The sequence below is a fragment of the Rhodoferax koreense genome (genome assembly GCF_001955695.1).
In the GTDB taxonomy this organism is placed as follows: Bacteria; Pseudomonadota; Gammaproteobacteria; order Burkholderiales; family Burkholderiaceae_C; genus Rhodoferax_B; species Rhodoferax_B koreensis.
This window is the reverse complement of record NZ_CP019236.1, coordinates 1165895-1189165: the sequence shown is the minus strand read 5'-3', so window position 1 is coordinate 1189165 and position 23271 is coordinate 1165895. Positions and strand designations below refer to the sequence as shown.

The window sequence follows — 23271 nt, the reverse complement described above, 5'->3', positions numbered from 1 at the left end:
CTCCTCCCTATTTTTTTGGCGGCACGAGTTTGCTGCCGGCGTAATAACCGCGAAATGGCCGCTGCATCAGCGCCTGCGCGGCCATGGCCGCGTGTGGCGTATTCCATGCGGCCTGGCCCCGGGCCGGTGGCGCCCCGCGCAGGTTGGCGCCGTTGAAACAGGCACCGGGCGCGACGCCGGCCTCGGACCAGTCCACGTCCATCCAGCTGTTGCTGTCCTGGCCCGGCCCGTCGGGCTCGTCGAAGCCGAAGCGCGGCTCGGTCATGTGCTCCTCGAGCACGAAGAACCAGTTCTGCATGTTGGCCTCGGTCGGACGGATCGCGGGGTCGAAGCCGACGTAGGTGATGTCGCTGCCCAGATGGCCCCGCAGGATCGGCGGCCTCACCAACGCCGGATCCATCTGGGGTTTGCCATCGGCGTCCAGTGGGCCGCTGGCGCCGGGGCGCTGGTCGTTCGGGCCTTTCGGGTAGGCGTAGATGTTGAGGCTGGGGAAACGCTCGAGCAACTGGCCGCGGATCAACAGCACCAGCATCTCGCTGCTGCCGGGCTGGCCGCCGAGCGGCTTCTGCTGCCAGGTGTGGATGAAATCGATGTCGACCCCGCCGTCCAGCCGCTGCCAGAAGTGCTGGAACGGCGTGCCGCGCTGGTCGGTGGGGAAGCCCTGCCACAGCAGTTCGCGGCCCATCTCGTGGTTCGCGCCGACCATCAGCGCCTCGACGAAGCGTGGGTTGGTCTTCACGGCCATGATGAAGTCGTCGGGCAACACACCGACACCGGGCAGGAACACCTCGGGCGCGAACAACTCGAGCTTGCGCGCCAGCGGCATGGCGAGATGCGGGAAGGCCATCACGCGGTCCCACTGGCGCGGTACGACGTAGCGCATGCTGGCCAGGAAGGCCGTGTCGAGCCGGGTCGAGAGGAAGGGGTTGGCCAGGCCGGTTGCGGCATTCCAGGCCACGCTCTGGCCGCCGAGCGCAAGCGTGGAGGCCAGCCGCGCCGGCACGGTCTGCGCCGGATCGATGCGCGCGCGCGCCTGTGCCGTGGACGGCGCCAGGGCGAAGTCCAGCGGCGCGATGCTGACCTGCAGCGCCTCGAACGGATCGACGGCCCGGGCCTGGTAGTCCTTGAAGGCCTGCGCATACCGGCCGACCACCGCCCGGCGCTTCTCGGCGGGTGGCAGGGTGATGGTGGGCAGAGCCTCGGGCGCCGGCGCGGCGTCGGCCGGCTCGAAGCGGCCCGGTGCGCCCACCTTGATCACCACGGCCTCGGCGCCCTGCCCCAGCGCACCGCTGGGCAGGCTGGCGAACACCGCCGCGTTGCCATACTGGCGCAATGCACGCACCGGCACCGCGCCGAGCGCACCCTTGGCGATGGCGCGGGGCGCGGGGCCCTGGCCGCGCATGCCGACGGCGCGGCCCATGAGCTTCAGGTTGCCGTTGCGACCATCGATCCTCATCGCCTGCGCCGTGACCGCGCCTTCCGGTGCCACGCTCAGCAGCACGCCTTCGGCGCCGGGCTTGCTCACCTGCTTCACGAGCTGGTCGACCTCGGCCACGTCCAGGTGCCGGCCGGCCGCGCGCTGCAGTGCGGCAATGCGCAGCGTGTGCGTCTCGGTGAGGATGCCGGTGTGCCAAACGTCGCCCATCTTCGGCGCGGTGCGCTTGCTGACAGCGGCCTGTTGTCGCGCGGCCGCGATGCCGTCGCGGATGCGCACGATCTCGTGGCCGGTGAGGGTCTCGGTGAGGCCGGTGTAGGGCGCGAGATCGACCACGGCATCCAGGTCGGCCGGCAGCGGGATGTCGTCGAACGAACGGCTGCCCATCAGCCCGTCGGGCACGAAGCGGTTCGGGTCGACCTGCGCCACCTGGCTCGCCGCATTGGCGAACAGGTTGACCAGGCCCTGCATCTGCGTGGCCACGTTCGGCAGGCCGAGCTGGCGCCCGCGCCACAAGGCCATGCGCAGCGTCTGGCGCGTGGGGGCGGCAAAGCGCCGCATGGCACCGTCGAACAGTTCCTCGGGCAGGGTCGCGGCCTCGATGCGGCCGTACAGGCTGAGGCTCTCCTGCAGCTTGAGCCGCGCGCGCGCCGGCGCCAGCAGCGCCATCAACCGGTGGTCCGGCAGCTTGGCCAGGTGGCGCCGCTCGATGGCCTGCAACACGTCGCGCGACAGGCGGCTCAGCGAGAACGCGCGCTCGGCGGCCAGCACCTCACCGACCTGCTCCCACGCGGCCTGCATGAATTCGTCCTGGTTGCGGCGCACCAGTTCCGCGCCCCAGCCGGCGGCCAGCCGGTAGCGCGGCTGCAGGTTCAGCTGGTCGAGCCAGCGCATGCCGACCTGGCCGCGCTGCACCGCGTGGCGCCGCGCGGGGAACTCGCCATAGATCGGCGGCGACAGCGTGGGCACCTTGGCCGGCTTGGGCGTGCCGGCCGAGGCCAGGTCCTGCCCGCTGTTGAGCATGCCTTCGAGCTTCTGCGCTACCGTCGGCTCGGGCGCCGCGGGCGCGAAGTCGAGCGACACCAGCGCGCCTTCGAAGATGGTCTGCCCCGGCCGCGCCCCTTCGAACAGCAGGTGGTCGCCATCCACGGCCACGGGCAGCTCGCCGATGTGGTCGAGCTGGGCCAGCAGCTCGGCGTCGTTGCGGTATTTGTCGGGCGTCTTGATGCGGCGCGCCAGGGTTTCGATGTCGCCGACCGGGCCGGTGCCGAACTCCCAGTGGTAATACACGGGCAGGTCCATCGCGCTTGGCGCGTCACGGTGCCAGGCCGGGCCGAGCCGGGCGTCGGCGGCCACCGGCAGACCCAGGCCGCGCTGCACGCCCACATCGAAGGCCGGCACCACGCAGGCGATATAGGCGGTGCGCGGCTCCAGGCGGCGCGGGCAGACCAGGCGCGAGATGTTGCGCTCGGGCGATTGGCGCAGCTCCAGCGCAAGGCCGGCCACGTCGCCCACGCCGCGGGTGGTGAGCGCCTGCGCGTGGGCCCACAGGGCCGCGTCCTGGAGGTCCGGCAGTTCGCTACCGACCTGCGCCGCCGTGAGCGACAAGGCCGGCAAAGGCGCGCCGGGCAGCAGGCGCGGCAAGGCCACCGCATCGCGCCGCAGCACCACCAGCGCGAGCCAGGGGCGCAGGCGCTGGGCCGCATCGGCACGCGCCGGCGTCATCATCCAGGGGAAGTCCGGCGGATCGAAATCGATGACCGCCAGGTAGTTGGGCTCGAAGTTGCGGACGTTGGCCGGCGGATCGGTGCGCACCACCAGGCGCGGGTCGATGCCGATCACGTCGCCCGGGCCATAGACGCTCAGGTCGATGCCGCCCGCCACGGCCGCGGCGGGCACGCCGTCCTGCCGCGCCTGCAGCGTGAGGCCGACCGTGATGCGCGCCCGCGCGGGCAGCGGCCCCGCGCCGTCGGCGGCCTGGTGCGCACGCGCGAGGCCGCGCCGGGCCCAGGGCAGGAACTGGTAGGCAATGGTCATGTTGCGCTCCCTTCAGCCGAGTTCGGCCAGCTCGACCACTTGCAGTTGTTGACCGGCGACGTTGGTCATGCCGGCAAGGCCCTGCGCCGCCTGCCACACGCTGTGCTGCACGCCGGCAGCCGTCACCGGCGCGAGGCTGCTCTTGTCGGCCACCGTGACCGGCGCCGGTTTCACCGCCAGCGGCGCCTTGAGCGCTGGTTGCGCCAGCGCCTTGTCGCGCAGCCTGGAGCGGCCGGCCGCGCCGAACTGCAGCATGGGGCCCTGGGTGCCTTCCAGGTAGCTCGCCAGGCCGCGGTGGCGCAGCTTGCGCCGCACGGGTTCGTCGGCACCGAGATCGGCCTCCTCGTACTGCAGCGGCTGGGCTACGGCGGCACCGAATGCGTAGTCGCTGTCGCGCAGCGCATAACCCGCGTCGAAGGCCTCGAACGAAGGCTTGGCCAGACGGTCCGCCTCCGACATCTCCAGGAACTGCGCCGCGGCAAAGAAGTCCTGCCGCGGCTGCACCTCCTGCCCTGCAGGCTCGGCCTCCGCGCCCTGGGACAACACCAGCGCCGGCCCGAAGTATTCGTTCGCGCCCGCGATCCGGCTGCCGCTGACCTTGGCCAGCCGCAGCTCGAGCGGTACCAGCTTCTGCTGGAACACCAGCGTGCCCAGCGGATGCGCCAGCAGGCCGGCCACGCCCTCGATCTTCGCCACCGTGACGCAGGCCTCGCCGCCCTGCGGCAGTTGCGCGCTCCAGTTGCCGGCGGCACCGATCTCGGCCGCCAGCTTTTCCGCCAACGGAATGGTGACGACGGGCGTGTTGCGGTCCGTGCCCCAGGCTTCGTCGATGTGGATGTCCACGTCGGGCAGCAGCGGCAGCTCCACCACGCCGCGGCCAGCAATGCGCCAGCGGCCCGGGCCGGCGAGCGAGCCTTCGATGCGGATCGCTGCGAAGTCCATGCCGAACACATGCACCTCAAGGTAGGCGCGCAGGTCGACTTCGAAGTAGAAACGCGGCTGCAGGTAGCAGATGGCGTCGAAGCCCCAGCCGCCCTCGATGCTGGCCACGCCGAGGTCGGCCCAGACCTTGAGTTCCGAGCCGGCCTGCACGGTGGCCGAGGTGATGGCGAAGTAACCCTTGAACGATACGCCGATGATGCCGATGTCGAAGGCCGCGCCCACGCGCTCGAAAGGCGCAGGAATGTCGGACGGCACTTCCTTGAAGCGCGGGTGGAAGCCGCCGGCGCTGATGAGGAAGGTCGGCTGGTCGCCGAAGCGCGCGCGGAACGCGAACTGCCCGGTCAGCGTGATGAACACCACGCGCGAATCGCGCAGCTTGGCGTCGAAGGCGATGGCCAGCGGACTCAGCACCACCGAGCCCACGAAGTCGAGCTGCAGCCGCAGCAGCGCCAGGCCGGCGTCGACCAGCGGCGGCAGCTGCACGATGACCTGGCCCAGGATCACGATCGCGCCTTCGGTGGGCGCGATCAACAGCCCCATGCGCACCGTGACCAGGCTCGGCGTGCCCCAGCCGAGCTCCAGCATCGGGCCGATGACGAAGCCGCCCTTCTTCACCGGGAACAGCGTGCGCAGCGTGGCAATGATCTTCGGCGCATCGCCCACCGGATTCGCCGGGAACAGGATGGCGTCGAGCGAGCCGTTGCCCAGGCCCCGCGACAAGGCCTGCGTGTCCACCGTGTGCTGCACGCCGATGAGACCGCCGACACCGGTGAGCGTGAAGCCGAACGACAGCTGGATGGCCGGGAACTGGCCGTAGATCAGCAGCAGCAGCGAGAAGCCGGCCTCGGTCTTGGTGCTGAGGATGGCGATGGCCTTGACGCCGATGGCCATGAGCTTCAGTTCGAGCACGCCCGCGTATTCGCCGCGCGCCGGGTCCACGTACAGGTAGCCGCCGCCCTGGACGATGCCCGCGTCCAGGCTCAGGCCGATGCCGCTGGGCGGCTTGAACGCGAAGGCCAGTGATGGCGCACCCGCGCTGAAGTCCAGTTCGACCAGCAGACCGAGCCGGTCGATCGCCGCCTGGAACGGCCCCAGGTCCACGCCGAACGAGGCCGAGAGTTCGGTGTTGAGGTGCAGGAAGCTGCCGCCCACCGGCTCGAGGCCGAGATTGATGAGCTGCAGCTTGAACGGCCCCGTGGGCAGCGTGGGCACGGGCAGGCTGGCACGCAGGCCTGAGCCGTTCTTCAGACGCAGCTTGCCGAACTGGTCGGCCTGGGCCTCGATGGCAAAGTCGAGCGCGATGCCTTCGCCGAGCACGAGCTTCAGGAACGCGTCTTCGGGTACGAGCTGGGCCCGGCCCTTGCGCGCGAAGAAGTTCAGGCTCGGCGCGCCGTTCTTCAGCACCAGGCCGATGCCGATCTCGCCGATCTTCAGGCTCGCACCATGGAAGGGGCCGAGCACGAGTGCACCGGCCTCCTTCTTGCGCGAGAGGTCGATGCCGAACTCGAAGTCGCCGCTGACCTGCACCCGCCCGGGTGGCAGCACCGGCAGGAAGCTGGTGACACCGGCGCTGGCCTTGAGCGCAAGCACGAAATCCTGGCCGTCGATCGACTGACTCTTGTCGAAGCCGAGTGCGAGCTGCGCCTGCACGCCGATCGGTGCGCTGGTGTTGAACGCCAGGTCGATGCCCGCGCCCGGCGGCAGGCCAGGCGCCTTGAACGGCAACACGACATGGGGCAACACAGGCAACGGCGGCAATGCGCCGACCACCATCGCCGTGGCGGTGTCGGCCGAAGGCGCGGTGAAGGAGCGGTCGATCATGCAGCCCACCAGCAGCGCGAGCCAGCCGAGCGCCGCCTGGGTGTCGTCGATGTCGGCCGCGCTGGCCGCGCCGAGCAACCGCGCGAGCTGCTCGGCCTTTTGGCCCGCGGCCGGGTTCTCCACCTGGGCATCACCACTCAGCGTGAGCAGCATCTTGCCAAGGCTGAAGGCGCTGGGGTAACGGCTGCCGGCGACGCCCTGGCTCAGCCGCTGCACCTGCTGGAACACCGGCACCACCACCGCCAGCGCGGCACCCGGGTTGCCGCCCTGCAGGCCGTCCACGGCCTTTTTCACGAGTTCGAGTGCGGCCAGCACCTCGGCCACGATCTGCGCGGCCACGGCCAGCGATTCGGCCGCGCCACCCGCGTCCTTGAAGGCTTCGAGGTCGGGGTCGTCGGGTGGCGGCTGGTCGGACTGCAACAAGCCCAGCATCTGCCAGAGCAACTGTTCGGCCTGCGCCTGCTGCGCCGCGGGCAGGCCGGCCACGGCCTTGGTCACCGCGCCACGGTACCAGTCGTAGGCCTGCCTGAAGACCTTGTCGGGTTTGGTCATGCGCTCCTCCCGGTTGCCTCGCGCATCTTTCGCTGTCTTGTTCCGGCCTGGTTCGGGCTGTCGGTCGTCCGCGAGGGGCTCGATCCTTGAGCAGCGCGCACGGCATGTCAACGCGTGGTGGCAAATTGAAACAATTTCGTGCATCGGCGACGCGGACGATCCCCCATCCTGGGGATATGCGGGATTACGCGAGGTGCAGTCTGGCACGGTGGATGCTTATCATCCGGAATGAATGCCATGACGCAAGTCCATACCGAGCTGCTGCCAGCCCCCACGGTGCTGGACGTGGAAGCATCGGGCTTCGGTCGGCACAGTTATCCGATCGAAGTGGGTTATGTGCTGCCCGACGGCAAGACCTACTGCACGCTGATCCGCCCCGAGCCCGGCTGGACCCACTGGGACCCCGAGGCCGAACACCTGCACCACATCTCGCGCGAGGCCGCCATCAACAAGGGGCGCTCGGCCAGCGAAGTCGCGCAATGGCTCAACGAACACCTGCGCGGCCAGACCGTCTACACCGATGGCTGGGCCAATGACTACAGCTGGGTCGGCGCACTGTTCGACGTCGCCGATCTCTCGCCGGGCTTCAGGCTCGAAAACCTGCATGCGCTGCTGCAGGAAGGCGAAGCCGACCGCTGGCACGACATGAAGCAGCAGGTCCGCCAGGAGATCGGCGGCCCGCGCCACCGCGCAAGCACCGACGCGCGGGTGCTCCAGCTCACGCTGATGCGGCTGCGCGGCCAGCGCGGCCCGGACGGACCGAAAGGCCCGGCCGGCGACTGCGCTTACTGAGCGCCTGTGGCAAGCCAGGCGCCGATGCGTGCCTCGTCGGTCTCGGTGCGCAGTGCGAGATAGGCCGCTTCGGCCTCCGGATAACGCCGACGCAGGAAATTGAGCCACTGCTTGAGCCGGCCCGCGCGTTGTTTGGGCTCGAGCCGCGCGCACACCAGTCGCCAGAAATCACGGACGAGTGGCAGCAGGCCGGGCCAGGCGACGACGGGCTCCGCAGGCGCCAGGCCGAGGTCGTCGTGCCGCCGGATCGCCAGGGCCAGCCCCGGGTCGGCCACCATGCCGCGGCCGATCATCAACTGGCTGCTGCCCGATGCGGCGCGGCACCGCAGCGCGTCGTCCACCGTCCAGATCTCGCCATTGGCCACCACCGGCACCGCCACGGCGGCGCGGATCTCGCGGATGCGCTCCCAATAGGCGGGCGGGCGGTAGCCGTCGGCCTTGGTGCGCGCATGCACCACCAACTCCTCGGCGCCGTTGCCGGCCATGGCCAGCGCGCATTCCACGGCCCGGCTGCCGTCGTTGAAGCCGAGCCGCATCTTGGCCGACACCGGCATGCCGGCGGGCACGGCGCGGCGCACCGCGGCGACGATGCGCGCCACGAGTTCGGGCTCGTCGAGCAAGGCCGCGCCGCCGCCGTGGCGGTTCACCACCTTGGCCGGGCAGCCGAAATTGAGGTCGATGCCGGCCGGCCCGAGCCGGGCCAGGCGCGCCGCGTTCTCCGCCAGCCAACCGGGATCGGAGCCGAGCAGTTGCGCGCGCACCGGCACGCCCGCGAAGGTGCGGCCGCCATGTTCGAGCTCGGGGATGACCCGTGTGAACACGCGGTCGGGCAGCAGCGTGTTGGTGACGCGGATGAACTCCGACACGCAGCGGTCGATGCCACCGACCCGCGTCAGGATGTCGCGCAGCACGAAGTCGAGCAGGCCCTCCATCGGGGCCAGCAAAAGACCTTTCGGCGGCAGTGCGGCGTCCGGGGGAGAAAGCATGGAGCGATCAGTAAGTGCCCACGTAGTCCTTCTTGCCGATTTCCACGCCGTTGTGGCGCAGGATGTCGTAGGCCGTGGTCACATGGAAGAAGAAATGCGGCAGGCCATAGTTCAGCAGGTAGGACTGGCCGGTGAAGATCTTTTCCTTCGGCGTGCCGGCCTGGGTCATGACCTGACGGTCGCTGGCGACGTCGATGTCGGCCGCGGCGAGGCCGCCGATGAAGGCCAGGGTCTTGGCGATGCGTGCCTGCAGGTCGGCGAACGTGAGCTCGCTGTCTTCCATCCTCGGCACGTCGACACCGGCCAGACGGGCCGACACGCTCTTGGCGAAATCGGCCGCCACCTGCACCTGTCGCAGCAGCGGGAACATGTCGGGGTAGAGCCGGGCCTGCAGCAGCGCATTCGGATCGATCTTGCGTTCGGCGGCGTGGGCTTCGGCCTTGCGCAGCACGGCGCTCAAACCGCCCAGCATCTGTTTGAAAACGGGCACCGAAGCGGCGTACATGGAAATGGTCATTGGGGGCTCCGGGGATAGGAAGAACGGACAAGCCGATGAGTTTAGGGCCTGGCGCCCATGCTAGGATTTGCATATCGGGAAAACAGCCTCCCGGCCTGCGCCACCTGCGCGCAGGTAGACGGTGTCCCGTCCAAGTGCTGGCCATTCAACCGGAATTTCCCGTGGACACCGTCACGCCCGTCAACACCACCACACCACCCCCGGCCGTTTCCTTTTCCGAGGCCTTTCTCTTCTGGCTCAAGCTGGGTTTCATCAGCTTCGGCGGCCCGGCCGGCCAGATCGCCATCATGCACACCGAACTCGTGGAGCGTCGGCGCTGGATCAGCGAAAAGCGTTTCCTGCACGCGCTCAACTACTGCATGCTGCTGCCCGGGCCGGAGGCCCAGCAGCTGGCCACCTACATCGGCTGGCTGATGCACCGCACGCGCGGTGGCATCGTCGCCGGGGCGTTGTTCGTGCTGCCTTCGCTGGCGATCCTGATCGCCCTGTCCTGGGTCTACCTGCGTTTCGGCGACGTGCCGCTGATCGCGGGCATCTTCTATGGCATCAAACCCGCGGTCACGGCGCTGGTGATCCACGCCGCGCACCGCATCGGCAGCCGGGCGCTGAAGAACCGGTGGATGTGGGGCATCGCGGCGGCGTCGTTCGTGGCCATCTTTGCGTTCGACGTGCCTTTTCCGGCGCTGGTGTTGGCCGCCGGTCTCATCGGGCACTTCGGCGCGAAATGGGCGCCGGGCGTGTTCGCGCTCGGCGGCGGGCATGGCCGCCAACAGCAACACTACGGCGCGGCCCTCATCTACGACGACACGCCGCCGCCCGCGCATGCACGCTTCTCGCGCGGCCACCTGCTGAAAGTGCTGGGCACCGGCCTGCTGCTGTGGCTGGCCGCGATGGCGGCCCTGGTGATGACCCGTGGGCTGGCCGACACGCTCACGCAGATGGGCTGGTTCTTCACCAAGGCCGCGCTGCTGACTTTCGGCGGCGCCTATGCGGTGCTGCCCTATGTGTACCAGGGCGCGGTGGAGCAGCACCACTGGCTCACGGGCGCGCAGATGATCGACGGCCTGGCGCTCGGCGAAACCACGCCCGGCCCGCTGATCATGGTGGTGGCCTTCGTGGCCTTCGTCGGCGGCTGGCTGCACCAGGTGCTCGGCCCGGCTTCGCTGCTCGCCGGCGGCGCGCTGGCGGCGGCGGTGGTGACCTGGTTCACGTTCTTGCCCTCGTTCATCTTCATCCTGGCCGGCGGCCCGCTCATCGAGGCCACGCACGGCAAGCTCGGCTTCACCGCGCCACTGTCGGCCATCACCGCCGCGGTGGTGGGCGTGATCCTGAACCTGGCGATGTTCTTCGCGTACCACACGTTCTGGCCGCAGGGCTTCGGCGGGCATTTCGATGTGGTGTCGGCACTTCTCGCCATCGGCGCGGCGATTGCGCTGTTCAGGTTCAAGCTCGGGGTGATGCCGCTGCTGGGCATTTGCGCCGTGATCGGAATCGTGGCCAAAACCTAGGGGCTGCAGGGCTTTTGAATCTATCAGCCCCTGGCCGCCGTATTGAAGGCAGCTGCCACTTTGCAGCTTTCTGATTACGCCAAGGAGCTTCATATGATCTCGATCAAGACCCCGAAATTCGCCTCGATCACCGCCGCCATCGTATTGGCAGCCGCGTCCACCGCTGCTATGGCACAGGTGATGGTCGGCGGTGCACCGATGCTGGCTTCCAAGGACATCATCGACAACGCCGTCAACTCCAAGGACCACACCACCCTGGTCGCCGCCGTCAAGGCCGCTGGCCTGGTGGAGACGCTCAAGAGCCCAGGACCGTTCACCGTGTTCGCGCCGACCAATGCCGCCTTCGCAGCGCTGCCGGCGGGCACGGTCGATACCTTGCTCAAGCCCGAAAACAAGAAGATGCTGACCACCATCCTCACCTACCACGTGGTAGCGGGCAAGTTCGATGCAGCGGCAATCAGCAAGATGATCATGGACGGCAAAGGCATGGCCACCATCAAGACCGTGAGCGGCGGTACGCTGACGGCCAAGGCCTCGGGTTCGACGGTGATGCTGACCGATGAAAAGGGTGGCACGGCCAACGTCACCATCGCCGACGTCTACCAGTCCAACGGCGTGATCCACGTCATCGACAAGGTGCTGCTGCCGAAATAAGGCGCCGCCTACGAACCCGCCTTGCGGAACGTGAGGTTGATGCGCTGGCTGCCGAGCAGCGGATGCGGCTGGTCCTTCATCGGCAACACGCCATGGAAACGCAGCCGGTCCACGCCGCCCCAGACCACCACGTCGCCATGGACCAGCGGGATGCGCGCGGCGCGGTCGCTGCGCGCCAGGCCGCCGAACAGGAACACCGCGGGCATGCCCAGCGAGACCGAAACGATGGGTGCGCCGTAGTCCCGCTCGTTGCGGTCCTGGTGCAATGAAAGCCTGCTGCCCGGCAGGTAACGGTTCACCAGGCAAGCATCGGGCCGGAAGCCCACGAAGCCGGCAGCCGCTGCGGCTTCAGTGGCCAGCCGCGCGAACGACGCGGGCAGCGCAGGCCAGGGCCGACCGCTCAGCGGGTCGATCTCGGTATAGCTGTAGCCGCGCCGGTTCGTGACCCAGCCCAAGGGGCCGAAGTTGGACATGGCCACCGACATGGTGAAGCCGCTCGGCGTTTCCATGTTCCGCCAACCGGCCTCGGCCTGCAGGGCTTCGATACCAGCCAGCAACAGCGCGACCTCCGGCAAGGCGAAGCCGCGCAACACGCAGGCCTCGGCGCCGATGGCCTCGATAGCCGGGGCCGGTTCGCCTGGAAAAAGATCGAGCGTCATGGGTTCAACGCCAGCGGCGACCAAGTCACCCCTTACTTCGCCACGGCCGACGCCGGCTCGAGTTGCTGATACACCGTCTGCGCGAGCTGCAGCAAGGCTTCACGTGGCAGCGGCCCGGCCAGCGCATAACCGAAACCCTGGTCGACCCAATAGAAGCCGGGCACCGGGCCGTCGCTCACGAAACTGAAAGCGGTTTCCTTGGCCATCGCAGATGGCGCCGCCGAGCCCGGCGTATTGATCGCACCGAGGTAAAGCGTGATGCGTTCGTTGGCAGCGTTCTGGTACATGAATTGCGCACGGGCTCCCGTGTCGCCGGGCAGCAAGCGACCGCCGACGAGTTCATAACCCTGGGCGCTGAGCTGCGGCAGCTTCAGCGGGCGGCCCAGGCGCTTGGACAACCACTGCACCAGGTGTTCCTGCTGGGCCGCGGCCACTTCCACGGGATGCCGCACCTCGGGTGCGTAGACCGCATGCGCCACCACGGCCTGGTGCGCAAAACGGCCCGCACCACCGGCCTGCACAAGCACCTGGCCGGGCCGCGCGGCAGCCGGCGCCAGGCCGCGCGAGAACCACCCCAGGCCGAAGGCGAGCAGCACGCCCGCGGCCAGGCCGCCCCAACGCCACCATTGGTCGACCTGGCGCCGCGCCGCCTGCGCGCGCTGCACGGCGTCGAGCAGGGTCTGTGGCACGGGCTCGCTGCGCAGTTGCGGATACAGCCCGCGCAGCAGGCCGCGTTGCGACTGCCAGGCCGCACGGGTGGCGGCCGCCGCCGGATCGTCGATCAGCCGCGCCTCGATGGCGGCCGCTTCCGCGGCGTTGCATCGGCCATCGACCAGCCGGTGCAGGTCGTCCTGCGCCACGGCATTCGGCGGTGATCCGGGGCGGTCCATGGTTTGCGGGGTGGCTTTCATTTGAGTCGTCTCAGGACCGGGGGTCCGTTGGTTGCCGCGGTTGGCACCGGCGCGGCGTCCGAACCGTCCATCAACTCGCGCAGACGGCTGCGCGCACGCGACAGGCGCGACATCACCGTGCCGACCGGTGCACCGGTGATCTTCGCCACCTCGGCATAGGAAAGGTCTTCGAGGCAGACCAGCAGTAGCACGGCCCGCTGGTCCTGCGGCAGGCGCAGCAGGCAGCGTTGCAGGTCGATGGCGAGCTCGAGCCCGGACTCGGGGCTGCTCGGGGCCTCGGCACCATCGTCGAGGTCGTCGATGTCCACCATCGAGGCGCCGCCAGGACGGCGCGCCTGGTAACGCACCTGGTTGGCGAACAGGTTGTGCATCAGCGTGAACAGCCAGGCACGCAGGTCGCTGCCCACCAGCCACCGCCGCCACTTGCTGCAGGCGCGCTCCAGCGTGTCCTGCACCAGATCGTCGGCCGCCCAGGCACTGCCCGTGAGCGCCCGCGCATAGCGGCGCAGGCTCGGGATGTGGTCGACCAGCGGCTGGCGGTTCACGCGGGAGCGATTACTGCTTGATGACGTGCCAGTTACCGCCGACGCCGTCGCCGGTCTTGTCCCCGGCCTTGGTGTCCTTGGCCCAGTAGTACAGCGGCTTGCCCTTCATGGCCCATTGCTTCTTGCCGTCGTCGCGGGTGATGACGGTGTAGTCGCCGGCATCCTTGTCGCTGTCGGCGGCCATCAGCGGCGGCCAGTTGGTGGCGCATTGCGCGTTGCAGACGGATTTGCCGGCCGTGTCCTTGTCGAAGGTGTACAGGGTCATGCCATTGGGGCCGACCAGGACGCCATCGGCGGCCATCGCGGGTGCGGCCGAGGCCATGGAGGCGCTGACGAGCAGGGCGGCGGAAACTGCCAGGGTGGCGAGAAATTTCATGGAATGCTCCTTCGTTGGTGGTTGGTGCAGCAAGTGCCTGCATCCCATGAACACCGCGGGAGCCCGGATTATTCCATCGCGTCGCAAATAAAAACCGAATGCCTTCAGCGACCCAGATGCTTCAGGAGACCGGGCTCGACGATCTCGATCCAGTAGCCGTCCGGGTCCTTGATGAAGGCCACGTCCTTCATCTTGCCCTGGTCGGGCCGTTTGACGAAGGCCACCTGGTTCTGGTCGAACCACCGTACCGCCGCCGCCAGGTCGGGCACCGAAAAGCAGATGTGGCCGAAACCCTGGGGTTGGGCGTTGCCATCGTGGTATTTGAAGCCGGCATCGTCTTCCGTACCCCAGTTGTGCGTGAGCTCCAGCAGTCCGCGCTGCGCGAAGGTCCAGGCGGTACGCTCGCCCACGTCCTCGGGCACCGCTTCGCCCTCCACGGACCGGTGCAGGAAATACAGCGAGAACTTCATCTCCGGAAAATCGAGCTTGCGCAGCAGCCGCATGCCCAGCACGCGGGTGTAGAAGTCGAGCGCCACCTGCGGGTCCTTGACGCGCAGCATGGCATGGTTGAGCACGAAGCCACGCGTGGCCTCGGCGACGCCAGCGCTGACGCCGGGCTGGGTTTCGGTGGTGAAGGGCATGGATGTTGATCCTTTCGAAAGCGGCAAGCCGTGCAGGGCGATCACCTGCGCACCGCGACCAAGGGTGCGACCAGGGGTTTCGGGACTTGCCCAGGCACGCCCCCCATCCGGACGACCTCTCCAGCGGGCTGGGGGAGCTGTTTCTCCAGGTTCATCAGACATCGCCTGAGGTAGCGCATGCTCGTCACCCGCAGGAAGGAGGCGAAGTTGGGCACCTCGCCACGGTGCGCCAGGATCTCGTCATGGAACTTGGCGATCAGCGCATTGGTGGTGCAGCCCTCCTCCTCGGCCATCTCGGCCAGGATGTCCCAGACCATGTTCTCCAGGCGGATGCTGGTCAATACGTTGCGGATGCGCACGGTGCGCGAGCGCTGCTCGTACTGGATCGGGTCGGCCTTGACGAAGTATTCACACATGGCGGTTCCTGGTGCGGGTTCGGTTTCAGATGGCGCGCGCCGTCATCTGCTGCGCGATGTAGTCGGCCTGGCGGATCGCCAGCGTGACGATGGTCAGCGTCGGGTTCTCGGCGCCGCCGGTGGTGAACTGGCTGCCGTCGCTGATGAACAGGTTGGCGATGTCGTGCGTCTGCCCCCACTTGTTGACCACGCCCTCCTGCGGCCGCGCGCTCATGCGGCTGGTGCCCATGTTGTGCGTGGACGGGTACGGCGGCGTGCGGAAGGTCTTGATGGCGCCGGCCGCCTGGTGCACGCGCTCGGCCTGGGTGAAGGCATGGTTGCGCATGGCGATGTCGTTGTCGTGGTCGTCGAAATGCACGTTGGGCGCATAGTTGCCCCATTGGTCCTTCACGTCGGTATTGAGCGTGACGCGGTTGGTCTCGCGGGGCATGTCTTCGCCCACCAGCCACATGCCGGCCAGGTTCGTGTAGTGGTCCATCCACCAGGCGAACTCGGGGCCCCAGCCACCGGGGTTCAGGAAAGCCGCCATGAACGGGATGCCGAGCGACAGCGTCTCCATCTCGTAGCCACCCACGAAGCCGCGGTTCGGGTTGTTCTTGGCCTCGTCGCGCACGATGCCGGCCATGGTCGTGCCCTTGTACATGTGCACCGGGTTCTTGAAGGCGGAGTAGACCGAACCCGTCATGTGGCGCATGTAGTTGCGCCCGACCTGGCCCGACGAATTGGCCAGGCCGTCCTTGTACAGGTTCGAGGCTGACAACAAGAGCAGCCGCGGCGTCTCGATCGAATTGCCGGCCACACACACGATGCGGGCCTTCTGGCGCTGCTCCTTGCCGTCCTTGTCGAAATAGATCACGCCAGTGACCTTGCCGGCGGCGTTGTGTTCGATGCGCGACACATGCGACTGCGGCCGGATCTCGAAGTTGCCGGTGGCTTCAGCCTTGGGAATCTCGGTGTAGAGCGTGGACCACTTGGCGCCGCTCTTACAGCCCTGGAAGCAGAAGCCGAGCTGCATGCAGCGCCCACGGCCGTCACGCGGCTCGCTGTTGATGGCCATGTTGCCGGTGTGCACCTCCTTGTAGCCGAGCTTGGTCGCGCCGGCATGCATCACCTTGAAGTTGTTGTTGCCCGGCAGGCCCGGGATGCCATGGGTGCGCGTCACGCCCATCTTGTTTTCGGCCTTGGCGTAATACGGCTCGAGGTCCTGCAGCGTGATCGGCCAGTCGAGCAAGTTCGCACCCTTGATCTCGCCATAGACGCTGCGGACGCGGAACTCGTGTTCCTGGAAGCGCAGCGAGGCGCCGGCCCAATGCGTGGTGGTGCCGCCCACGGTCTTGCAGATCCAGGCCGGCAGGCCAGCGAAATCCTTCGCCACGCGCCAGCTGCCCGAGGTCGTGCGTTTGTCCAGCCAGGCCAATTGGCTGAAGGACTTCCACTCGTCGTTGATGAACGTGGCGTTGGACTGCGTCGCGCCCGCCTCCAGCACCACCACCTTGATGCCCTTCTGGCACAGTTCGTTGGCCAGGGTGCCACCGCCCGCGCCGGACCCGATGACCAGCACCACCGAATCGTCCTCGAAATCGAATTGAGCCATGTCTGTCTCCGTGAGGTTTTGTATTTTTTTGAAGCAAGCGCAGTGCGTCGGTCAACCCATGTAGGGCGGTGGGCTGGCCTCCTTCGAAGGCGCCGGCAGCCACTTCAGGTCCTGGAAGCCACGCGTGATGTAGCCGCCCTTTTCCCAGGCCGAACCGGGGTAGCCGAAGACGGCGAAGGCCATGTCGTTGTCATAGAGCGAGGTGACGCACTGGCCGCGCACCGCGGCGAAGAAGGCTGTGCCTTCCATGCTGCGCACGATCTCTTCCCTGCGGGTGGCGCTGGCCTTGGCGAAGCTGCCACCGGCCGAGGTGTCGAGCCAGGCGACGCCGTCCTGCAGCAGCTTGGCCGCGCCGGCGTCGGCGGCCGCCTTGGCGTCCAGGTCCTTGGCCAGCAGCGCATACACCGCATCGGGCAGCTTCTGGTGCGGATACAGCACCCGGCCCATGGCCATCAGCGTGGTGCCGTCGGCACTGGACAGCTTCTGCAGCTCCAGCGCCCAGGCGCTCGACGGCGCCAGGCCGGCCAGCAGGCTGCCGGTGGCCAGCGTGCCGAACAACAGGCCGGAGCCCTTGAGGAATTCGCGCCGCGCCAGCGGCACGGCGAGCTTCGGAACCGGCCCGCCCTCGTCGGCGCAGTCCCCGTGCGTGGGGCTCTGCTCTGCAATGGATATGACCCGCATGTTTGTCTCCGATGTATTTGTGAAATCAGTATTTCACCGAAACATCGTTGACGGGTGATAGCAGGGTACTTACAGGGCAAACCCTCGAAAGATCGGGCTTTACACGGCGGCCTGTCCTATTTGCGCAGACGCTGGACGACGGTGACCAGCCCCAGCACAACGGCACCGGCCACGATGCCGACCACCGCGTTGGCCAGCATCGGCACCAGCCATTGCAGGGCGCCGGCCTTCGCGGCGAAACCTTCGATGGCATGGCCGACGGCCGGCACGCCATGCGTGAGGATGCCGCCGCCGACCAGGAACATGGCCGCCGTACCGGCCACCGACAGGGCCTTCATGAGCCAGGGCGCGAGCCACAGGATGCCGCGGCCCAGGCGCTGCTGCGCGGCACTCGCGCGCTGCGTGAGCCACAGGCCCGCATCGTCGAGCTTGACGATGCCGGCCACCAGGCCGTAGACGCCGATGGTCATGATCAGCGCGATGCCGGCCAGCACGGTGAGCTGCGTGGCAAACGGGCTCTGCTGCACCGTGCCGAGCGTGATGGCGATGATCTCGGCCGAAAGGATGAAGTCGGTGCGCACCGCCCCTTTGATCTTGTCCTTTTCCAGCGCCACCAGATCCACGGCCGGGTCGGCCAGCGCCTGCACCCGTTGGGCCTTCTCCGCTTCCTGTTCGGCACGACTGTGCAAGAACCTGTGCGCGACTTTCTCGAAACCCTCGAAACACAGGAAGGCGCCGCCCAACATCAGCAGCGGCGTCACGGCCCACGGCGCGAAGGCGCTGATGGCCAGTGCCGCCGGCACGAGGATGGCCTTGTTGAGCAGCGAGCCCTTGCACACGGCCCAGACCACGGGCAGTTCGCGGTCGGCCTTGACGCCGGTCACCTGCTGGGCGTTGAGCGCCAGGTCGTCGCCGAGCACGCCGGCGGTCTTCTTGGCGGCGACCTTGGTCAGCACCGACACGTCGTCGAGGATGGAGGCGATGTCGTCGAGCAAGGCAAGGAGGCTGGAGGCCATGGAGAGCGCTTTCTGTTTCAGTGGTCGAGTGTCGAGTGATGCGGTTGCCGCGAACCCGTCTTCGCTAACGAAGCGCCGAGCCGGTGATCTGGCCGAGCTGGCTCGCCAAGGCGTCCACCAGCGCCCGCCGCCCGGCAGGCTCGGCGCTGCGGTCGCCCGGTTCGCGTGCCCAGCGAGCATGGCTGCGTGCGGGCTGCACCAGCGTGACGACTTGCCGCAAGGCGGCGTCGGACGCCACGCCTTTGTCGCCCGCGCCGTGGTCGGCGCCGGCCACGATCTTCTGCGCCGCCGCGTGGCCGCGCTGCTCGAGCGCACGCTGCACGTCGAGCAGGTGCGCGGCCGCAACCAGCAGCAGTTCGTTTTCCAGGCTCAGTTCCTGCACACCGCGCAGCTTGTTCACGAGCTTGTTGCCGAACTGGCGCCAACCTTGCGTGACCAGGCCGCCGACGGCGCCGCCCACCACCGCGCCCGCGCCCAGCGAGACGCCGGCCACGGCGATGTCGGCGATCAGCCCGAGCGAGGCGCCGATCGCCGCGCCCTGCCCCAGGCGTTTGCCGGCCTGCTTCAGGGTCTCGGGGTTGAACAGGTCGTCCTGCCAGCGGCCGTCGAGCCAGGGCAGCACGGCCAGGTCGGCGTCTTCGCGGCGGAATCCGTAGACCTGTAGCACGGTGTCCATGCAGCGCCGCACGCGAGCCAACGCCAGCGCCTGGAAGTCGGCCACGAAACGATGGCGCTGCACCGGGTCGGCAAAGGACTCGGGTGCAATTTCGCGGCGCAACGCGGCCAGATCGACCAGCCCATCGGCGATGGCGCGGCAGGCCGCGGCACGGCGCTCGGCGAATTCGCGGTCCAGATGCCGCACCACGCCGGCCAGGGTTTCGCGCTGGCGCGGCAGCAGCGTGGCCAGGTCCTGGTAAAGCTGCTGCTCGGAACCGATGAACGGCGCCACCGCGTCGAAGCGCACCTGCGCATGCAGGCCACTGGCCGACAGCACGGCCTGCCATTCCGCCTCGCGGCTGGCGCGGCCATCCGCGCTCGGACGCACGAAGTTCAGCACCGGCATCACCGGCCGCGCACACGAGGCCAGGATCTCGATCTCGCAGCGAAACTTCGGCAGCACCGGTTCACGGCAGTCGATGACATACAGCGCCGCGTCCACCTCGAGCATCTGGCGCAGCACCTTGGCCTCCTGCTCGAAACTCTGCCGCGCCTCCGGTCCCTGGAGAAAGGCCTGCACCCGTTCGAGCCGCGTGGCATGGCCACCGAGCTCGCGGCCCAGGGCCTGCAGGTGGTCGAGCAGCGCCGTCGAATCCTCCAGCCCCGGCGTGTCGAAAAACAGCACCGGGCTGGCGCCGCCCACCCCATCCATGCGCAGCGCGATGCGTTCCACGTGCCGCGTGGTGCCGGGCCGGTCCGCCACCTCGCCGAAGGCCGCCTGGCGCGTGAGCGTGCGCAGGAGCGAGGTCTTGCCGGCATTGGTGTGGCCGACCACGGCGATCCGGATCGGTGGGGTGTCAGCCATGCGTCGCTCCTTCGAGCCAGGCCCTGCCGTCGGCCTCGTCGGTCAGGAGGGCGATGCCTTCGAGCCGGGCGGCACCCAGCCAGTCGGTCCAGCGCGCGGCGTCCTGCGGCGACACCGCCGCGCCGGCCAGCAGCAACGAGGCGGCCGAGGCATGCTCCGCCGCCTCGCGCACGAAGCGGGCCGTGCCGCGGTCGGGCGACGAAGCGGCATGGCACACGAGCAGCAGCCGCGCGGGCGCGAACGCTCGCAGGGCTTCGAGCACCTCGCTGCGCTCGGCGCTGGTGCCGCTGATGCGGCGTGACCACACATCGCCGGCCACCGACAACACGGCCAGTTCCGGCGGCAGTTCGAAGCCGACCACGGCAGCGCCCTTCCCCGGCACCGGCGCATGCCCGGGTCGCGCGGCCTGCCAGGGCTGCTCGGCATCGACCACGGCCGCCGGCTGCAGCGCGTCGCGCCGCGCCAGCAGGCCGCGGTAGTAGGGATCGGCCGTGTCCAGCCGCAGCGCCGCGGCGCGCCGGCGCCACCACGCCGCGCAGAAGACGGCGAGCAATGCACGTGGCAACAGGCCGTAGATGGCCACGCAGCCGATCAGCCACCAGGCCCAGGCGCGCTGATCGGCGCTGGCCGCGCCCGGGGCCAGCAGCGTGGCCGTGTCCGGCACGGGAAAGCCCAGGGCGCCCGGCAGCCAGCCGGTGGCCCGTACAAAAGTGACGAAGAAATCGGGGCTCAGGATGGTGGTCTCCCAGGTCAGCCGGTAGGCCTGGAACGAAAACGCGAAACCCAGCGCCGCCAGCATCACCACGAAGGACAGCGCCCACACCGTGTGACTGACGCAGCCGAACAGCCAGGGCGCGAGGCGTTCGCGGCGCAGCAGGTTCACACTGGCCTGCAGCAGGTTGGCGGCGTTCGCCTTGCGGCCGTTCGACAGGCGCGCCACCAGCTCGAGCCAGAGCCGACCCAACGCGCCGCCGCTGGACGGCCAGGGCGCGACCAGGCCGACCAGCCAGAGCGCGAGCGTGACGGCGTGCAGGCCGAGCAGGCTGAATAGGGCGGCCACTGCGTTCACCGTGCGGCCGCTGTGCACCACGCTGCCCGCCGCGCCGAGCGCGCCCAGCAGCACCAGGCCCACCAGCGCCAGCAAGGCCGCGCCCGCCATCGACTGCCAGCGCTGCAGCTGTTGGTCGAGACCCAGACGCCGGCCGAGTTGCCAGGCACGCGACATCAGCCAGCCCGACTGGCCGCCGTCCGCCCCCGTGGCCACGAGTGCGCGCAGCACCTGCGCGTCGTCGAGCGGGCCCTGCGACTCGACCAGCCGCACCGTCTCGGCCATCAACACCTTTTTCGCGTGTGAAACCTGGCTGCTTGCTTCTTCGTTCAATGCGGATCTTTCATGGACGGAACATGGGACATGGCGGGCAGTGGACCGGGTTGGCCGGGGATGGCATCATCCATGCCCCAGGCGCGGCCGAACGATTATCGCCACCGGCCTGCCTCACCCAGGAGCCGCTGACGATGGCCGTCGCACCGACCGATACCGCACCCGAAGACATGCCCTACACCGCGGCCCCGTTGCCGCACAACGAAGCCCAACGATTGGCCGCACTCAAGCGCTTCGAGGTGCTCGACACCGAAAGCGAACAATGCTATGACGACATGACGACCATCGCCGCGGCGATCTGCGACGTGCCGACTTCGGTGATTTCGCTGATCGACGAGCACCGCCAGTGGTTCAAGTCGCGCCACGGCTTGGAGGCGACGCAAACGCCGCGCGACCAGGCCTTCTGCGCCCACGCCATCCTGCGGCCTGACGAGGTCATGGTGGTGCCCGATTCGACCCGGGACAAACGCTTCGCCGGCAATCCACTGGTCACCGGCGGGCCGGGCATCCGCTTCTATGCGGGTGCGCCCCTGCTCACCGCCGAGGGTGCGGCCATCGGCACCATCTGTGTGCTCGACCAGAAACCGCGCGAACTCACGCCGATGCAGCGCAGTGGGTTGGCCGCGCTGTCGCGCCGCGTCGTGGAACAACTCGAACTGCGCCAACTCGTCTCCAGGCTCGAGCTGCAAAGCATGAGCGACGGCCTGACCGGCATTTGGAACCGCCGCGCCTTCGACCGGCGGCTGCGCGAGGAATGGTCGCGCCATGGCCGCCACCACCAGCCGCTGGGCCTGCTGATGTTCGACGTCGACAAGTTCAAATCCTTCAACGACACATTCGGCCACCCGCAGGGCGACCAGGCCTTGAAGCAGGTGGCAAGCACCGCGCAGGCAAGCTTGCGCGACACCGACTTCCTGGCGCGCTACGGCGGCGAGGAATTCGCGGTACTGCTGCCCAACTTGGGCAACGACGGTGCGCAGAAGGCGGCCGAGCGCCTGCGTGCCGCCGTGGAACGCGCCGACTGGCCGGCCCGCGCCGTGACGGTGAGCGTGGGCGTGGCCGCGCTGGTGCCCGAGGGCGACTTCAGCGGCAACACCCTGGTCGCGCGCGCCGACCAAGCTCTCTACGAGGCCAAGCACGCCGGCCGCAACCGCACGATGCGCTTCGTGGACTGGCCTGTCCATGCGTGAAGACCTGCGCCCCGCGCCGGGCCTGCGCGACATCTTCACGGTTTTCTCCAAGATCGGCCTCACCAGCTTCGGCGGTGGCCTCAGCGGCTGGATCCTGCGCGAGGTGGTGCAGCGCCGGGGCTGGCTCGGCGAACAGGAATTTCTGAGCGGCCTGGCCCTGGCCCAGGCGTTTCCGGGCGTGAACGTGGTCAACCTGGCGATCTGGATCGGTTACCGGCTGCGCGGCGGATGGGGCGCGTTCGCCGCGGCCGCCGGTATCGTGGTGCCGCCGATGGCGGTGGCCATCCTGCTGGCGGCGGCCTTCTCCGAGGTCGGCCATTCGCAACGTGTGCACGTCGCACTGGGCGGCATCGCCGCCGCGGCCGTCGGCCTGTCGCTGCAGACCGGCCTGCGTGCCGCACGCCATGCCGCACGCGGCCTGCCGCGCCTGCTGATCCTGGCCACCACCTTCGCCGCGATCTTCTTCTGGCGCCTGCCGCTGCTGTGGGTCGTGGGCGTGATGGCGCCGCTGTCGATCGGACTGGCCTGGCTGCGCATCCGCAACGAGGCCCCGCTGCCATGAACCTGCGGCTGCTGGGCGACCTGCTGGCGGTGTTTGCGCCGCTGTCCTTCCTGACTGTCGGTGGCGGCCAGAGCGTGGTGGCCGACATCCACCGCCAATCGGTCGGGGTGCACCGCTGGATGAGCGACGCGCAATTCCTCGACCTGTTCGCGCTCTCTCGCATCACGCCCGGGCCGGGCTCGCTCCTGGTCACGTTGGTGGGCTGGCAGGTGGCCGGGCTGTGGGGTGCGCTGGCCGCGTCCGCGGCGATCTTCCTGCCGAGTTCGGTGCTGGTGTATGGACTGGCGCGGGTCTGGTCGCGCTACAGCGGCCGGCCATTGATCCGGGCCATCGAGTCGGGCCTGGCGCCGGTGGCCGCGGGCATGATCCTCGCCGCCTCCTGCACGGTGCTGCGCGCGGCCGAGGGCGGCGTCTGGGCCTGGTCGGTCGCGGCGTTGTCGACCCTGGTGCTGATGTGGACGCGGGTCAACCCGCTGCTGATGCTGGCGCTGGGCGGCGCGGTCTTCCTGGCGGTGATCTGACCCCGGCGGCGA

At 68.8% G+C, this 23271-nt stretch carries 21 protein-coding genes; 6 read left to right on the top strand and 15 right to left on the bottom strand.

Going from position 1 to position 23271, the window contains the following annotated elements; translation table 11 throughout:
• Window positions 1-7 precede the first annotated feature (7 nt).
• The gene (locus RD110_RS05705; protein ID WP_076197512.1) at window positions 8-3472 is read right to left on the bottom strand and encodes a hypothetical protein; all 3465 of its coding nucleotides are present in this window, start codon (window positions 3470-3472) and stop codon (window positions 8-10) included.
• Window positions 3473-3484: 12 nt separating this feature from the next.
• Complete coding sequence (locus RD110_RS05700; protein ID WP_076197510.1) at window positions 3485-6787, bottom strand: DUF6603 domain-containing protein; 3303 nt, start codon at window positions 6785-6787, stop codon at window positions 3485-3487.
• A 237-nt stretch (window positions 6788-7024) separates the two neighbouring features.
• Here RD110_RS05700 and RD110_RS05695 point away from each other — a divergent pair, with 237 nt between their 5' ends.
• The gene (locus RD110_RS05695; RefSeq protein WP_076204442.1) at window positions 7025-7579 is read left to right on the top strand and encodes a 3'-5' exonuclease; all 555 of its coding nucleotides are present in this window, start codon (window positions 7025-7027) and stop codon (window positions 7577-7579) included.
• On the opposite strand, the gene RD110_RS05690 is transcribed toward RD110_RS05695, so the two are convergent.
• Window positions 7573-8565: a tRNA dihydrouridine synthase gene (locus RD110_RS05690; RefSeq protein WP_076197508.1), complete on the bottom strand. Its 993-nt coding sequence runs from the start codon at window positions 8563-8565 to the stop codon at window positions 7573-7575. The genes RD110_RS05695 and RD110_RS05690 overlap by 7 nt on opposite strands.
• A gap of 7 nt (window positions 8566-8572) precedes the next feature.
• Window positions 8573-9082: a DUF1993 domain-containing protein gene (locus tag RD110_RS05685; protein WP_076197506.1), complete on the bottom strand. Its 510-nt coding sequence runs from the start codon at window positions 9080-9082 to the stop codon at window positions 8573-8575.
• Window positions 9083-9243: 161 nt separating this feature from the next.
• On the opposite strand from RD110_RS05685, the gene chrA reads away from it, so the two are divergent.
• Together chrA and RD110_RS05675 are read left to right on the top strand one after the other, a co-directional pair.
• The gene (chrA, locus tag RD110_RS05680; RefSeq protein ID WP_076197504.1) at window positions 9244-10590 is read left to right on the top strand and encodes a chromate efflux transporter; all 1347 of its coding nucleotides are present in this window, start codon (window positions 9244-9246) and stop codon (window positions 10588-10590) included.
• A 93-nt stretch (window positions 10591-10683) separates the two neighbouring features.
• Window positions 10684-11244 (top strand): fasciclin domain-containing protein, encoded by a 561-nt coding sequence (locus RD110_RS05675; protein WP_076197502.1) that lies wholly within the window; start codon window positions 10684-10686, stop codon window positions 11242-11244.
• Window positions 11245-11252: 8 nt separating this feature from the next.
• On the opposite strand, the gene alkB is transcribed toward RD110_RS05675, so the two are convergent.
• The 11 genes from alkB to RD110_RS05620 form a co-directional block, all read right to left on the bottom strand.
• The gene (gene alkB, locus RD110_RS05670; protein ID WP_076197500.1) at window positions 11253-11903 is read right to left on the bottom strand and encodes a DNA oxidative demethylase AlkB; all 651 of its coding nucleotides are present in this window, start codon (window positions 11901-11903) and stop codon (window positions 11253-11255) included.
• Between the two features lie 32 nt (window positions 11904-11935).
• On the bottom strand, window positions 11936-12793 hold the full coding sequence (locus tag RD110_RS05665) for an anti-sigma factor family protein (RefSeq protein WP_076197498.1): 858 nt from the start codon (window positions 12791-12793) through the stop codon (window positions 11936-11938).
• Window positions 12794-12810: 17 nt separating this feature from the next.
• Window positions 12811-13359 (bottom strand): RNA polymerase sigma factor, encoded by a 549-nt coding sequence (locus RD110_RS05660; protein WP_076197496.1) that lies wholly within the window; start codon window positions 13357-13359, stop codon window positions 12811-12813.
• Window positions 13360-13369: 10 nt separating this feature from the next.
• A complete protein-coding gene (locus tag RD110_RS05655; RefSeq protein WP_076197494.1) occupies window positions 13370-13735 on the bottom strand; it encodes a COG4315 family predicted lipoprotein in 366 nt (121 codons plus the stop codon).
• A 104-nt stretch (window positions 13736-13839) separates the two neighbouring features.
• Window positions 13840-14376: a lactoylglutathione lyase gene (gloA, locus tag RD110_RS05650; RefSeq protein WP_076197492.1), complete on the bottom strand. Its 537-nt coding sequence runs from the start codon at window positions 14374-14376 to the stop codon at window positions 13840-13842.
• Between the two features lie 41 nt (window positions 14377-14417).
• Window positions 14418-14792, bottom strand: a complete 375-nt coding sequence (locus RD110_RS05645) for a ribbon-helix-helix domain-containing protein (RefSeq protein WP_076197490.1) — start codon at window positions 14790-14792, stop codon at window positions 14418-14420.
• 25 nt (window positions 14793-14817) lie between these two features.
• Window positions 14818-16386, bottom strand: a complete 1569-nt coding sequence (locus tag RD110_RS05640; protein ID WP_076197488.1) for a GMC family oxidoreductase — start codon at window positions 16384-16386, stop codon at window positions 14818-14820.
• A 51-nt stretch (window positions 16387-16437) separates the two neighbouring features.
• Window positions 16438-17067 (bottom strand): twin-arginine translocation signal domain-containing protein, encoded by a 630-nt coding sequence (locus tag RD110_RS05635; protein WP_076197486.1) that lies wholly within the window; start codon window positions 17065-17067, stop codon window positions 16438-16440.
• 116 nt (window positions 17068-17183) lie between these two features.
• A complete protein-coding gene (locus tag RD110_RS05630; protein WP_076197484.1) occupies window positions 17184-18083 on the bottom strand; it encodes a DUF808 domain-containing protein in 900 nt (299 codons plus the stop codon).
• Between the two features lie 64 nt (window positions 18084-18147).
• On the bottom strand, window positions 18148-19605 hold the full coding sequence (locus RD110_RS05625; protein ID WP_076197482.1) for a GTPase/DUF3482 domain-containing protein: 1458 nt from the start codon (window positions 19603-19605) through the stop codon (window positions 18148-18150).
• Window positions 19598-20986 carry a DUF2868 domain-containing protein gene (locus tag RD110_RS05620; RefSeq protein ID WP_083686112.1) on the bottom strand — a complete coding sequence of 463 codons (1389 nt, stop codon included), beginning with the start codon at window positions 20984-20986 and terminating at the stop codon, window positions 19598-19600. The genes RD110_RS05625 and RD110_RS05620 overlap by 8 nt, the downstream gene beginning before the upstream one ends.
• A gap of 134 nt (window positions 20987-21120) precedes the next feature.
• On the opposite strand from RD110_RS05620, the gene RD110_RS05615 reads away from it, so the two are divergent.
• From RD110_RS05615 to RD110_RS05605, 3 genes are read left to right on the top strand one after another with little or no spacing between them, the layout of a single operon-like run.
• The gene (locus RD110_RS05615) at window positions 21121-22176 is read left to right on the top strand and encodes a sensor domain-containing diguanylate cyclase (RefSeq protein ID WP_239467177.1); all 1056 of its coding nucleotides are present in this window, start codon (window positions 21121-21123) and stop codon (window positions 22174-22176) included.
• Window positions 22169-22738, top strand: coding sequence for a chromate transporter (locus RD110_RS05610; protein ID WP_076197480.1), 570 nt, complete (start codon window positions 22169-22171; stop codon window positions 22736-22738). The genes RD110_RS05615 and RD110_RS05610 overlap by 8 nt, the downstream gene beginning before the upstream one ends.
• A complete protein-coding gene (locus RD110_RS05605; protein WP_076197478.1) occupies window positions 22735-23259 on the top strand; it encodes a chromate transporter in 525 nt (174 codons plus the stop codon). Before RD110_RS05610 ends, RD110_RS05605 begins: the two co-directional genes overlap by 4 nt.
• Window positions 23260-23271 lie beyond the last annotated feature (12 nt).